Here is a 13,211-nt window from a genome sequence, read left to right as displayed (position 1 = left end):
CCCGGGGCCCGCGTCGTCGTTGGGTCCCTGCGTATCGGCCGGGTGGGCGCCGTTCGGCGGACCCACTCGGCGGGTGGACGGATCCGGTGGCCCCACACCGGAACGGTCGACTGATCTCCAAGCGAACCGAGGACGGCCTACTGTGTCTGACTACTGCTGGTGCCTTGCGACCCCGGCCATCGAGGAGCTGATCCGCGAGCAGGACGAGCTCGTCGAGCTGTCGGCGCTCGCCCGCGCCGCCTGCCGCTGCGGGGACCTCGACGCGCTCGTCGAGTGCGTGACGGCGATCTCCGTCCTTTTCGGCGCGCACGCCGAGGTCGAGGAGGGCGGGTTGTTCCCCCCGATGGCCGCGGAGTTCCCCGAGCAGATCGCCGTCCTGCAGGGCGAGCACCGGCGGATCGCGGCGGTGCTCGCCGGGGCGACCGACGGCACCGCCCGTACGGATCCGGCCTGGCCCGCCCAGATCACTAAGGCACTGACCCTGCTGCGCCGACACATCGTCAAGGAGCAGGAGGGCCTGTTCCCCGCCGCCCTGACCGTCCTGACCAGTGACGAGTGGGAGCGGCTCGCCGAGATCCGGGCAGACGCCGGGCTGCTCGCCTCCTGACGGGCAGATCGCCGGCGCACGGCCGGGCGTCGGACTCAGGCGTTGGGCGGCAGCTCGGTGCCCACCCCGCGGTGGCGCAAGGTGACCGAGCGCGCCGTGTCCGCCGCTGCCTCCGCGTCGGCCAGGCCCTCGACGGTGTAACCGGCCTCCTCGATCATCTTCAGGTCCTGGTGACCCTGCTGGCCCTCACTGGTGAGGTAGTCGCCCAGGAAGATCGAGTTGGCCACCGAGAGGGCCAGCGCCTGCATCGACCCGAGATGGATCTCCCGGCCGCCGGCGAGGCGCACCTCGGCGGCGGGGTTGACGAAGCGGACCATGGCCAGGATCCGCAGGCACCGGCGCGGATCCAGGTTCCACTCGCCAGCCAGTGGGGTGCCCTCGAACGGCATCAGGAAGTTGACCGGGATCGAGTCCGGCCGCAGCGCGCGCAGCGCGAACGCGACGTCCACCAGGTCCTCGTCGCTCTCCCCCATCCCGGCGATGATCCCGGAGCAGGGGGACAGCCCCGCGCCCCTCGCCTCGTCGACGGTGCGCACCCGGTCGTCGTAGGTGTGGGTGGAGCAGATGTCCGCGTAGTTCTCGCCGGACGTGTTCAGGTTGTGGTTGTACGCGTCCGCACCGGCCGAGCGCAGCCGGTCAGCCTGCCCGTCGGAGAGCAGGCCCAGGCAGGCGCAGACCTCGACCTCCGGGTGGGCCTGTTTGATCGCCCCGATGGTGTCCGCGACGCGGTCCACGTCCCGGTCGGTGGGGCCGCGGCCGCTCGCGACCAGGCAGACCCGGCGGGCACCACCGGCGATGCCAGCACCGGCGGACGCGGCCGCCTCCTGCGGGCGCAGCCAGCTGTACCGCAGGATGCCGGCCTGCGAGCCCAGCCGCTGGGAGCAGTAGGAACAGTCCTCCGGGCACAGCCCGCTCTTGAGGTTGACCAGGAAGTTCAGCTTGACCCGACGGCCGAAGTGGTGGCGCCGCAGGCGCCCGGCGGCGGCGAGGACGTCCAGCAGGTCGTCGTCCCCGCTGCGCAGCACCGCCAACGCCTGGTCCCGGCCGGGCTCGGCCCCGGCAAGCCCCCGCCCGACGAGGTCGGCGAGGACGCCCAGGAGCCCGGCCTCACACCGAGCGTCCTCACCCCGGGCGGCGGCGCCCGCGGTGGCGTCGCCCGGGGTCTCGCCCGTGGTGGCGTCGGCCCTGGCGGTGTCGGTGGGACGCACGTCCATGTCCGTCATCGGCGCTTCCTCCACGAATGCGATCGGCGAGCGTTTGGTGACGGTCAGCCACCCGGACCGACCTACCCCGACTCAGCCTGCCATCAATGGGATGATCAACCCTGGGTATCGCCGTCCCGAATCGGACCATCACGGCCCGCGCCCACCACGCACGCCCGGGCGGCTCACCAGCCCCAGGTTGGCCCGTTCGGGGTACCGATGTGACCAGCGGGGCCCAGGGTCGGGCCGCTGTGCGCGCCCCCCGGCGGGAGGATGGACCGGTGGGACCCCACACCCCCCTGGAAGTGAGGCCAGCCCCGTGAGTACCCAAACCTCTGCTCCCGCCGTCGACGTCGGCGATCAGGTCGTGCTGCTGGACGCGGAACGCCGGCCGTGCGGGACGGCGCCGCGGCTGGCCGTGCACGGTCTCGACACGCCTCTGCACCTGGCCTTCTCGACGTACATCTTCGACGCCGCCGGGCGGCTGCTCGTCACCCGCCGCGCGCTGGGCAAGCGGACCTGGCCCGGGGTGTGGACCAACAGCTGTTGCGGGCATCCCCGCCCCGGCGAGCCGATGGAGGTCGCCGTCGAGCGGCGGGTGGGACAGGAACTGCGGTTGGCGCTCGCCGACCTGAGCCTCGCGCTGCCCGACTTCGCCTATCGGGCGACAGCGGCCGACGGCCTGGTCGAGAACGAGGTCTGCCCCGTCTACGTCGCCCGCGCGCTGGGCGATCCGGATCCGGACCCGGGCGAGGTCGTCGAGTGGCGGTGGGTCGACTGGGAGGCGTACCGCGCCGCCGCCGTGTCGGCTCCCTGGGCGCTGAGCCCCTGGTCGGTCGAGCAGATGGCGGCGTTCGAGCTGGCCGCTCATCCACTGGCCACCGCCGCGGCGGTGCGCGCCGCCGGCTGAGCACGGGACCGGCGGCGCCCGCGCCCGCCCGCGGCCGCCTCGATGCGTGATCTTCGCGGTTGGTTGTCGCGGCGGGCCGTCGCAGTGTGATGGCAGCGTCACGGCGGCCCGTGTCGCGAGCAGGGGGACAAACCAGACACGACACGCGGAGTTCGCGACACGGCGCCGCGGGGTGGGCACGTCCTCGCGACGGCGGCCCGGAAGATCCCCTCCACATGCGACCTAGTGCGCTCTGGCTAGCAGTGCACAGGGTTTACTAGCCATTTGGAACTAGTCCACTAGCCGACAACCTTACCGAGAGTCAAGAGTTCATCGCGTAGCGATCACGTCAACGCGGACACGTAGGCGATTCCGGAAACCGGGCCGCCACCCTCGCCGCAGGATCATTCGGCTCCGACACTCCCACGCCACGTGGCCATCGCCGCCCGACGGCCCGATGTCCGCGAGCCGGCAACCAGTGCCGCTATCCGACCGGGCGCCCGCGACTTTCCGTCACCGACGCCGGGGCCGGAACCGGCAATGTCGGACAGTCACTTCTGATACGCCATCGGTGACCGATGCAATACGGAGACCGCCGATTCGATAAGGACCAAAGTCCCGGAACCAGCCAGGCCATTGGCCCTGAAACGGACACGCCCCCGCCCTCTCGACGGCGCGGCCGGCGCGGAGCCGGAGCCTGCCGACCGGACCGTCCCGCCGCGAGGCCGGGCCACGGGCCGGGCAGGAGCGGGCCCGCGCCGCCATCGCCGCGTCTCCCGCCGCGGCCAGGCCGTGCGGGCCGCGCGGGCCGGGCCCCGCCGAACCCGGGCAACGCGGCGGGGCCACGGTGGATCGCCCAGCGCGGACGAGGACCGCCGCGACCGCCTCGGACCGCGTGGCCTGGGCACCGACTTTCCTTCCCGCCCACCGGCGGCGCCGGCGCGCGTAACCCGCGACAGCCGCCGGCGGGGCCCCACGTGCAGCCGTCCCTCGGTCGAGGGCCGCCTTCCGCTGGCCGCCCACGAACGATTCCGCCCGCGCTCGGCCTGCGCCCACCCGCCGCGTCGACGACCGGGCCATGTCGCGCCACGCCGCGCCACACCCGATCGCCGCGGGTCGACGAGCACGCCGACCAGGTTGACGCATCCCGGACAGTGCGTTTCCCGCGTCCCGCACGCCGCCCGATCGCGACCCCGCGGCCGGCGGCCGCGGCCGGGCACCAGACGTGCGGCCGGTCAGCTCGGACGGCGTCGCGGCACGCCGCAGGCCGACGTTCCCCCGGTCGCGGCGCGGTGAAGTGCGCTGGACGCGGCACGGCGGAATCGAGACCGAGCGGCGGCACACCATCCGACGATTTGCCATCGGCGGGCGAGGCACATTCCGCGATTGTTCCGCACCCCGGGAAATGCACTCGAGCGGTTGGCCGCCGGATCGCCGCAACGCCCCGGAAATCAGTCGTCTCCATACCGTGCCGACCTTTACGGTCCGTGACGAAGATCGGATCACTCAGGACTAGAACGGGTCATCCGGCGGGCCAGTCCGCGATTGGTTCGGCAAAAGGCTTGCCGCCCAACCCGCCCATGGGGGAGGCTTCCGATGCGCGGCGAGACACGCGCCGTCGGACTCGATTACAAAGCGCATGTCGCCGAAACCCGCGACACCACGGGGGTCTACTGGTATGGAGCTGTCGACGATGCGGTCACACGACCCATGGGCGGACGCGGATCATTCGCCTGCATTGTCGTAACGGTGATCGGGCGGTCGGACCGCCCTCGCCGCAGACATCTTCTCGCGGCCGGATGACGGCCGCGCACACCTTCGCCTGACCGTCGTTCCTCAGCCCGTGGGCGTACCGCGGGCGGTCGGGCGGCGACGGCAGCACGAGGGTTGGCGGCGCGCGCCCCACCGGCCCGCGCCGCCGACCGGCGGAACCCCGCGACGCACGGCGGGCGGATGGCGAGATCGCGGCCGTCCGACCACATCGCCACGAGCATCTCCGGCGACGCATCACACCGGACCGGACCTCGGCTGGGCTGTGCCCACCCGCTCTGCCCGCCTGTCCTGGCCGGTCGCACCCAGCACCTGGAAGAACAGCCCCAGCAAGAACCACAGATAGGTGGAGTCTGCCATGACCGAGCCCGTTCCGACCGACCACGGAGTGACCAGCGCGGGCGCCGCCGGCGAGGACCCCCGGCTGAGCCTGAGCACCGCGGCCGCGCGCAACCTCGCGACGACCACCAAGTCCGTCCCCCAGATGCAGGAGATCACCTCCCGGTGGCTGCTGCGCGTTCTTCCCTGGGTCCAGACCGCCGGTGGCGTCTACCGGGTCAACCGCCGGTTGACCTACATCCTCGGGGACGGCCTGATCACGTTCACCAACACCGGCTCCGACGTTCGGGTGGTGCCCGGCGAGCTGGCGGAGCTGCCCGCGCTGCGCGGCTTCGGCGGCGACGCGCTCACCGGTCTCGCGGACCGCTTCGAGCAGCGCGAGTACGGCCAGGGCGACGTCCTGGCGGAGACCAGCGCCCCGGCTGACGCGGTGTTCCTGATCGCCCACGGCAAGGTCGGGAAGTTCGGCGCCACCGAGTACGGCGACGAGCGCTCCCTCGGCGTGCTGGCGGACGGCGAGTACTTCGGCGAGGACGTTCTGGTCGCGTCCGACCTGACCTGGGACTACACCGCCCGCGCGCTGACGCCGACCACCGTGCTGGTGCTCACCCGCGACCAGCTCGCCGAGGTCGTCGGCCGCGACACGGCGCTGGCCGGGCACCTGAGCGAGTACCAGTCCCGGCCGCAGCCGGCGCGCAACAAGCACGGCGAGGCGGAGATCGCGATCTCCGCCGGTCACAGCGGCGAGCCGGACCTGCCCGGCACGTTCGTCGACTACGAGCTCACCCCCCGCGAGTACGAGCTCAGCGTCGCCCAGACCGTCCTGCGCATCCACAGCCGGGTGGCCGACCTCTACAACGAGCCGATCAACCAGCTGGAGCAGCAGCTGCGGCTCACCGTCGAGGCGCTGCGCGAGCGCCAGGAGCACGAGCTGGTCAACAACCCCGACTTCGGCCTGCTGCACAACGCCGACCTGCGCCAGCGCATCCACACCCACTCCGGCCCGCCGACCCCGGACGACTTCGACGAGCTGCTCAGCCGCCGGCGCAGCACCCACTTCCTGCTCGCCCACCCCCGCACGATCGCGGCCTTCGGCCGGGAGTGCACCGCACGCGGCATCTACCCGGCGACCGTGCTGTTCCACGACCAGCACGTCCCGGCCTGGCGGGGTGTTCCGCTGCTCCCGCTGAACAAGATCCCGATCAGCGCGACGGGCAGCACGTCCGTCATCGCGCTGCGCACCGGCGAGGAGAGCCAGGGCGTGATCGGCCTGCACCACACGGGCCTCGCCGACGAGTACGAGCCGGGCCTGTCGGTGCGGTTCATGGGCATCAGCGAGAAGGCGATCATCTCCTACCTGGTGACGACCTACTTCTCCGCCGCGGTTCTCGTCCCGGACGCCCTCGGCGTGCTGGAGAACGTCGAGATCGGACGCTGAGTGCCCCGGCCGGTGCGCACCACGCCGCTTCCGTCGACGTTCGCCACGGGCGCGTTGCGCCCGGCGGATGGCGCCCGGATCCGGCGTCCACGATCCGCGGCAGCGATCCGCGGCAGCGAAGGGTTTTCCCGGAGAAACGATGCAGCCTTTCACCCTTCCCGAATTCTACGTGCCGTATCCGGCGCGGCTCAGTCCCCATCTGGAGACCGCCCGGGAACACAGCCGGGTGTGGGCCCGGGAGATGGAAATGATCGATCCGTCCGAGGGCGGTATCGCGATCTGGACCGAGCAGGATCTCGACGCCCACGACTACGCCCTGCTGTGCGCCTACACCCATCCCGACGCCACCGCCGACCGGCTGAACCTGATCACCGACTGGTACGTCTGGGTGTTCTACTTCGACGACCATTTCCTCGAGCTCTTCAAGCGCACGCACGACATGGCCGGCGCCCGCGCCTACCTCGACCGGCTGCCCGCGTTCATGCCGATCGAGGGCCCGATCACCGAGGAGCCGACGAACCCCGTCGAGCGGGGTCTGGCCGACCTGTGGGAACGCACCGTGCCGGCCCGCTCGGCCGACTGGCGGGCCCGGTTCGTCGTCAGCACCCGCGCCCTGCTTGACGAGTCGCTCTGGGAGCTCGCCAACATCAACGCGGGTCGGCTGTCGAACCCGATCGAGTACATCGAGATGCGCCGCAAGGTCGGCGGCGCCCCCTGGTCGGCGAACCTCGTCGAGCACGCCGCCGACGCCGAGGTACCGACCGCCGTCGCCGCCACCCGCCCGCTGCGGGTGCTGCGCGACACCTTCTCCGACGCCGTCCACCTGCGCAACGACCTGTTCTCCTACGAGCGCGAGGTCACCGAGGAGGGCGAGCTGTCCAACGGCGTCCTCGTCGTCGAACGCTTCCTCGGCATCGGCACGCAGGCCGCCGCCGAGGCCGTCAACGACCTGCTCACCTCCCGCCTGCACCAGTTCGAGCACACGGCGATCACCGAGGTGCCGGCCGTCCTCGACGAGCACGGCGTCGACCCGGCGGGCCGGCTCGCGACCCTGGCCTACACCAAGGGCCTGCAGGACTGGCAGTCCGGCGGGCACGAGTGGCACCTGCGCTCCAGTCGTTACATGAACAGCGAGGTCACCCCCGACGCCCTCCCCGGCGAGACAGCACTGCCATCCGCCGCGGCGCCATCCCCGGCCGGTGCCGGCGTCCCGACACCGCTGGGGGTCGGCGGCCTGCCCGGTCTGCCCGGCGTGCCGAGCCTCGGTACCTCGGCGGTGCGGATCGTGCCGTCCCTGCTCGCGACCACGCCCCAACGGCTGCGGGCCCACGCCAGCGTGCCGTTCCGGCTCGTCGGCCCGACGACGCTGCCCGAGTTCTACCTGCCCTACGGCACCGGCCAGAGCCCGCACCTGGGCGAGGCCCGCCGCTCGATCCTCGGGTGGGCCCGGTCGATGGGCATGCTGGACGCCGTTCCCGGCATCTGGGACGAGCACAAGCTGATCGCCTTCGACTTCGCCCTGTGCTCGGCCGGCATCCACCCGGACGCCTCGGCGGCGGAGCTCGACCTGACCACCGGCTGGCTGACCTGGGGAACCTACGGCGACGATCTCTACCCGGTGGCCTTCGGCCGCACCGGCGACCTCGCCGGGGCGAAGCTGTCCAACGCGCGGCTGCGCGCGTTCATGCCACTCGACGGGCCGATCACGGACGTGCCGGCGAACGCGCTCGAACGCGGCCTCGCCGACCTGTGGGGACGCACCGCCGCTCCGATGGCGCCGGACGCCCGCGCCATCTTCCGCACCGCCGTGGAGGTGATGATCGACAGCTGGCTGTGGGAACTGGCGAACGCGGCCGTCAACCGCATCCCCGATCCCATCGACTACCTGGAGATGCGCCGCGCCACCTTCGGCTCGGACCTGACGATGAGCCTGTGCCGGCTCGCCCACGCGAGCACCGTGCCCGCGGAGGTCTTCCGCACCAGGCCGATGCGGTCGCTGGAGAACGCGGCGGCCGACTACGCCTGCCTGCTCAACGACGTCTTCTCCTACCAGAAGGAGATCCAGTTCGAGGGCGAGATCCACAACTGTGTGCTCGTCGTCGAGAACTTCCTCGGCTGCGACCGCGAGCGCGCAGTCGAGGTGGTCAACGACCTGATGACGGCCCGGATGCGCCAGTTCGAGCACATCATCGCCGAGGAGCTGCCCGCGCTGTTCGACCAGATGGAGCTCGACGGCGAGATCCGCGGGGCGCTGGGCCGCTACATCGGGGAGCTCCAGCACTGGCTCGCCGGCATCCTGCGCTGGCACGAAGGGACCCACCGATACGAGGAGGCCGAGCTGCGCTACCACCCGGCCGCCGACCGGCGCCCCTTCGGCAGCCCGAGCGGGCTCGGCACCGCCAGCACGGACATCCGCCGACTCGTCGCCCGGTAGCGCACCGCCCGCACCCAGCGCCCCGCCGAGCGCCGCCCGAGCCCAGGTACGAGCGGCTTCGACGGGCCCGGTGCGCCGCCCGGGCGGGCACCCACCCGGGCGCCCGGGTCCCCGGCCGGCCGCGCGCCCCGACCGCCGACGTTGGTGCGGACGCGGCCGGCCGGACCCTCGATGCTCCGTGAACACGTCACGCGGGCCCCACCCCCGCCCGCGCGAGCACCGGCACCTCGGTCGAATCGTCCGGGTACAACGGGTCGGTCGGGTGGCGGCGCACAGCCGCGGCCGGGCGGCGCCGGCGTTCGTGGTTCGCCGCCGCTCCTGGTACCCGGCACGGCGGCACACGTGGCAGCCGCCGTGCGAGGGAGCATCCGAGGGGGACGTTTCGTGTCCTGTAAGGCTCTGCGGGCGGGTGATCCGCCCGAAGTAGGTCCGTACCGGCTCATCGGCCGGCTCGGCAGCGGCGGCATGGGCATCGTGTACCTCGGCGAGGACGCCGCCGGTGTCCGCGCCGCGGTCAAGGTCATGCGCGAGGAGTACACGGCCGACGCGGGATCACGCAGCCGCTTCCACCGCGAGGCGGCCGCGGTGTCGCGGATCGACAGCCCGCGCATCGCCCGGCTGCTGAGCGCGGACGTCGACGGCGACGTGCCCTGGCTGGCCACCGAGTACGTCGACGGGCCGACCCTGTTCGCGTCGATCACCGCCGGTGGGCCGATGTCCGGCGAGCCGCTGTGGCGGCTGGCGAGCGGTCTCGCGGAGGCGCTGGGCGCCATCCACCAGGTCGGCGTCGTGCACCGGGATCTCAAGCCGGGCAACGTGATGCTGGGCCCGGACGGCCCGAAGGTGATCGACTTCGGCATCGTCGCGGGTCCGCCCGGGACGATGACCGGTTCCGGTGTCGTACTCGGCAGCGTCGGCTACCTGGCGCCCGAGCTGCTGACGACCACGCGGCGGGCCCGCCCCGCCGCCGACGTGTTCTCCTGGGGCCTGACGATCGCCTTCGCGGCGAGCGGGCGCCCGCCGTTCGGTGCAGGTCCGCTCGACGCGCTGCTGTACCGCACCGTCTACGGCGAGCCCGACCTCGACGGCCTGCCCGACTCGCTGCGCGGCGTGATCGCCGCCGCCCTGCGCAAGAAGCCGGAGCGCCGGCCGGACTCCCGGCGGCTGCGAACCCAGATCGAGACGGCCGCGGCGGCGGCCGGCCTCGGTATCGGGCCCGCGAGCGGCGTCCGTGTCTCCGCCCGGGCCGCGGCGGTACCGCCGCTCGCTCTGGAGCCGATCCGCCCGGAAGCGGTCAGCCCCCCACCGGTCGACGCGAGTCCGGTCAGTCTGGAACCGATCGGCTCACGTCCGGCCATCCACAGCCCGGCCGGCCAGAGCCCGGCCGGGCTGGAGCCGGTGGGCCTGGAACCGGTGGGCCTGGAACCGGTAGGCCTGGAACCGGTGGGCCTGGAACCGGTCGACGACGACACCGTCGTCGAGCCGCTCGTCCTCGCCGATCTGAGGGGACCGCTGGACGCGGCGGCGGCCGACGCTCGCCGGGCTCGGGCCGCACGGGAGCGGCGGGAAGCCCGCCGGATCCGGCGGGCGGCGCTCGCCCCCAGCGTGGGCGCGACCGCGGTCGCCGCCGCGGTGACCGCGGCGATCATCGCCGGCTCCGCCCCGATGGGCCCCACCACCGGCGGCGGTTCGCCGAGCAGTGACAGTGTGGCCCGGCACGCCCCGCGTTCGGGTTCCGCCGGCGACGCCGTCACCGGGATGGCGCCGGCGGTACCACCGGTGCCCGGGACCGGGCTGCCGGCCGGTCCCGGCGGCCTTGCCGGCACCGGGTCCGGTACGGGCGGCTCCGCCGGGAACGATCCGCTGACGGGCACCGTCTGGGATGCTCGGCAGCCGATCCCGTCCGGGCTCGACGGCGGTCCGCTCTCCTCACGGTGGCAGCTCGCCGCGCCCTGGGCGGCCCCGGCCGACGAGGGTGCCGCCACTGTGCCGATGCTGGCGACGACGCTCGTCTCCGCCGTGTCCGGCGCAGCGGGCGACGGCGCGCCGGCCGCCACCGCGGGGGCGGCCGTCGCACCAGGCGCGCCAGGCGCCGCGGGCACGGCCGAGGAGCCGGGCTCGACCGCACCGGACACGACCAGCGTGCCAGGCACGGCTGGTGCGGCCGGCGCGGCAAGGACGGCGACCACCGCCGCGGGCACGGCGCGGGGCGGCTCCTCGGGGACGGGCTCGGCGGGCACCGCCGGCACCGCGGCCGCCGCGGGCAGCCCGGCCTCCTCCTCCGGCACGGACGAGGGCGACGGCGCGTCCGTGTCGGCCACCGTGCCCCCGGTCGAGGTGACCGTGCCCACGGTGGTCGCGGCCGTGCCCGCGAGCGTGGCGACGGCGAGCCGCCAGGGCGGCGGGGCCGACAGCTGCCTGCCGTCGGGCTCGTGGGGACAGGTCCCGCTCATGCATGGCGTCGACTGTTCCGCCTGGCCGATGTCGATCATTCCCGTGGTGTGGTCGGTCGCGAAGGACGCGCTGTCGCGTTACACCGGCTCCGGCGACTCCGGGCGGACCGCCGTCACCTGATGGACCCGGCGCCGCCGCGGGCCCGCCGGTCGGCGGGCCCGCGGCGGCGCGCTCAGTCGACGGAGATCATGCCGCCACTCTGACGTTCCCACAGGCTCCGGTAGCGGCCGCCGAGGTCGAGCAGTTCGCGGTGCGATCCCTGCTCCACGATGACGCCGTCGGCCAGGACGATGATGCGGTCCATGTTCAGCAGGGTGGACAACCGGTGGGCCACCGCGATGACCGTCTTGTCCTGCCAGAGCCGCTCCAGCGCGTGCTGGACGAGGACCTCGCTCTCGCTGTCGAGGGCACTGGTCGCCTCGTCCAGGATCAGGATCGGCCGGTCGTCGATGAACGCGCGGGCTATCGCGATCCGCTGGCGCTGGCCCGTCGACAGCCGGATTCCGCGCTCGCCGACGAGGGTGTCGTAGCCCTGCGGCGCACCGATGATGAAGTCGTGGGCATGGGCCCGCAGCGCCGCCGCCTCGACCTGCTCCCGGCTGACCGGCCCCGGTGCCCCGTAGGTGATGTTGTCCCGGATGGAGCGATGGAACAGCGCGGTGTCCTGGGGAACGTAGGAGATCGCGGCCGCGAGCTCCCGGTTCGGCGTCGGGCGGCCGTCCACCAGGACGGATTCCACCGGTAGCGGGTAATAGCCGAGCAGCAGCTTGACGAGCGTCGTCTTCCCACTGCCGCTGCGGCCCACCACACCGATCTTCTCGCCCGGCCGGATGGTCAGGTCGATGCCGGTGAGCACCGGCCGTCGGTCGTTGTCCGGATAGGCGAACGAAAGCCCCCGCAGCTCCAGCTGACCCGGTCCGGGCTCCGGGCGCGACTCCAGCGAAGTCGGCCCGACGGACTCGGTCACCGCGATGTGCCGGTCGCCGAACAGGTACCGATACGCCTCCTCGACCCGGGCCAGCCGCAGGTTCACCTGCGCGACCTCCCACACCGTCACCCAGATGAAGTCGGAGAACATCACCAGCGCGGACAGGAACGTCGCGAACTGCGCCAGGCTGAGCTCGCCGGCCAGGTACAGGTGCAGGTTGAGCAGCACCGAGACCGGCCAGACGAGATACCGCACGACAACCGCCATTCCGCCCCAGAAGACGATGTCCCACGCGAACGACCGACGGGCCGCCGTGATGACCTCACGGCGGCGCCGGCGCACCTCCTCGTACTCGGCGCGCTCCTGCCGGAACGACTTCACGCTGACGAAGTTCGCGATGATGTCGATGACGTGGCCGTCCATCCCGGAAACCTGGTCGGCGAGCTCCTTCTCGGCTCGGAAGGACCGGCGGGCGGTGTACCGGCCGACCACGAGCATCAGCAGCATGGCCAAAAGGAACGTGAGCCCCGACCACGGGTTGACCGCGAACATGATGATGACGATCGACGGCACCCGGATCGCCTGTTCCACGTAGGTGAAACAGGACTCCTCCAGGAGCTCCCGGAACTCCCGTCCCAGGGTCGCGATGTAGCTGCTGACCTTGCCGGTGAACTTGCCGACGAAGTACGGGTACGGCTTGTCGATCACGCCCCGGAACAGCAGGTTCTCGTATTCGTACCCGCGGTGGATGAGCAGCCGGCGGTACATCAGCTCGCCGGCGCGCCAGGTCAGGTCGTGCAGGATGTTGCAGCCCACCAGGAGGGCCACGTAACGGTAGGCGGTGTCGGTGGAATCGGACCCCCGGCTCAGGGCCTGAATGAAACCGCCGATGAGCACCGGCAGGACGACGAGCGCCAGGTTGGACACCGTGAAGCAGGCGGCGACCGCCAGCAGCGGTTTCCGGAAAGTCCGCACGAACCGCAGGTAGGAACGTAGACCGGCGTGCCGGACCGGCTTTACGCAGTCCGCTTCCCCGATAGTGCCGACCGTGTTTCTGTCGAGCTCCTCCCGTCGCCTGGTCATTGACTCACCAGACTCGCTCACCCGTGCATGATGACAGGCGCCGGCAAGGGTCCGCACCTCATTTTCC

At 72.5% G+C, this 13,211-nt stretch carries 8 protein-coding genes; 5 read left to right on the top strand and 3 right to left on the bottom strand.

Annotated elements, in window-relative coordinates:
- Window positions 1-142 precede the first annotated feature (142 nt).
- A complete protein-coding gene (locus C1A33_RS25860) occupies window positions 143-607 on the top strand; it encodes a hemerythrin domain-containing protein (protein WP_101834098.1) in 465 nt (154 codons plus the stop codon).
- A 35-nt stretch (window positions 608-642) separates the two neighbouring features.
- Here C1A33_RS25860 and bioB read toward each other — a convergent pair whose 3' ends face one another.
- The gene (gene bioB, locus C1A33_RS25855; RefSeq protein ID WP_243407947.1) at window positions 643-1,830 is read right to left on the bottom strand and encodes a biotin synthase BioB; all 1,188 of its coding nucleotides are present in this window, start codon (window positions 1,828-1,830) and stop codon (window positions 643-645) included.
- A 298-nt stretch (window positions 1,831-2,128) separates the two neighbouring features.
- Here bioB and idi point away from each other — a divergent pair, with 298 nt between their 5' ends.
- Entirely contained in the window at window positions 2,129-2,719 is a 591-nt protein-coding gene (idi, locus tag C1A33_RS25850; protein WP_101834096.1) for an isopentenyl-diphosphate Delta-isomerase, read from the top strand.
- Between the two features lie 1,986 nt (window positions 2,720-4,705).
- Here the strand turns inward: idi and C1A33_RS37600 are convergent.
- Window positions 4,706-4,828 (bottom strand): hypothetical protein, encoded by a 123-nt coding sequence (locus C1A33_RS37600; protein WP_279354698.1) that lies wholly within the window; start codon window positions 4,826-4,828, stop codon window positions 4,706-4,708.
- Here C1A33_RS37600 and C1A33_RS25845 point away from each other — a divergent pair.
- From C1A33_RS25845 to C1A33_RS25835, 3 genes are all read left to right on the top strand, one after another.
- Window positions 4,827-6,245 (top strand): family 2B encapsulin nanocompartment shell protein, encoded by a 1,419-nt coding sequence (locus tag C1A33_RS25845; protein ID WP_101834094.1) that lies wholly within the window; start codon window positions 4,827-4,829, stop codon window positions 6,243-6,245. The genes C1A33_RS37600 and C1A33_RS25845 overlap by 2 nt on opposite strands.
- A gap of 139 nt (window positions 6,246-6,384) precedes the next feature.
- Window positions 6,385-8,679 carry a family 2 encapsulin nanocompartment cargo protein terpene cyclase gene (locus C1A33_RS25840; protein ID WP_101834092.1) on the top strand — a complete coding sequence of 765 codons (2,295 nt, stop codon included), beginning with the start codon at window positions 6,385-6,387 and terminating at the stop codon, window positions 8,677-8,679.
- Between the two features lie 384 nt (window positions 8,680-9,063).
- Window positions 9,064-11,253, top strand: a complete 2,190-nt coding sequence (locus tag C1A33_RS25835) for a serine/threonine-protein kinase (protein ID WP_243407946.1) — start codon at window positions 9,064-9,066, stop codon at window positions 11,251-11,253.
- A gap of 52 nt (window positions 11,254-11,305) precedes the next feature.
- On the opposite strand, the gene C1A33_RS25830 is transcribed toward C1A33_RS25835, so the two are convergent.
- A complete protein-coding gene (locus C1A33_RS25830; protein ID WP_243407945.1) occupies window positions 11,306-13,036 on the bottom strand; it encodes an ABC transporter ATP-binding protein in 1,731 nt (576 codons plus the stop codon).
- Window positions 13,037-13,211 lie beyond the last annotated feature (175 nt).

Origin of the sequence: Frankia canadensis (genome assembly GCF_900197875.1) — a bacterium.
In the GTDB taxonomy this organism is placed as follows: Bacteria; Actinomycetota; Actinomycetes; order Frankiales; family Frankiaceae; genus Frankia; species Frankia canadensis.
Note: the sequence above shows the minus strand (reverse complement) of the source record. Positions and strands in the feature narration are given on the sequence as shown.